Annotated in this window: 1 protein-coding gene; it reads right to left on the reverse strand. The window is 71.3% G+C overall.

Annotated elements, in window-relative coordinates:
• Nucleotides 1–86 precede the first annotated feature (86 nt).
• Nucleotides 87–848: SAM-dependent methyltransferase (locus UWG_RS0126435; protein ID WP_016910205.1), on the reverse strand; the 762-nt coding region annotated here is incomplete at its 5' end.

Below are 848 nucleotides of genomic sequence, written 5' to 3' on the forward strand. Positions count from 1 at the left end.
CGGTTTCCGGTGGTCAAGGGGGCTCTCCTGGGGTGTCGTTGGGTACGAAGCCGGGCGCGACCTGCCGTGGTTCCGGGGTGCCCGTCCTACGGCTTGCGGGCGACTCCCGCGTAGAGGCCGACCTCGGCGTCGGTGAGTTCGACCGGGGCGTCGGGGCGCCAGCGGTGGGCGATCACGAGGCCGGGATCGAGGAGCTCGAGGCCGTCGAAGAACCGCGCGATCTCCGCGCGGGAACGGGTGCGCACGTCGGTGCCGCTGTTGCGGTACAGCGTCTCGCCCCGGCGTGCCTCTTCCTCGGCCTCGCGGGTCTCCTCCTCGGTGCCGATCTCGTAGGTGACGTGGGAGAGGACGAGGAAGCTTCCGGAGGGGAGCGGTTCGAGGAGCCGCCGCACCAGGTCGTAGGGCCGCAGGTCGTCGGGGAAGAAGTGCACGAGGGCGACGAGGGAGAGCGCGACGGGCGCGTCGAAGTCCAGCACCTCGCGGAGCCGCGGGTCCCGGGTGACGTCATCGGTGCGGAGGTCGGCCTCCATGTACGCGGTGCGGCCCTCTTCGGTGCTGCGCATCAGCGCGTCCGTGTACTCGATGACGATCGGGTCGTTGTCGACGTAGACGACCCGTGCCTCCGGGTCCTCCGCCTGGGCGACCTGGTGGAGGTTGGGCTCGGTGGGGATGCCGCTGCCGAGGTCGAGGAACTGCCGAACTCCCCGCTCCCCGGCGAGCGTTCGGGTCGCGCGGTGCATGAAGGCGCGGTTGGAGCGGGCCACCGTGCGGAGGGCGGGGAAGTGGTGGAGGGCGGCCTCCGCTGTCTGCCGGTCGGCCTCGAACCAGTCCTTGCCGCCGAGGTAGTA

Origin of the sequence: Streptomyces xiaopingdaonensis (genome assembly GCF_000262345.1) — a bacterium.
Classification (GTDB): domain Bacteria; phylum Actinomycetota; class Actinomycetes; order Streptomycetales; family Streptomycetaceae; genus Streptomyces; species Streptomyces xiaopingdaonensis.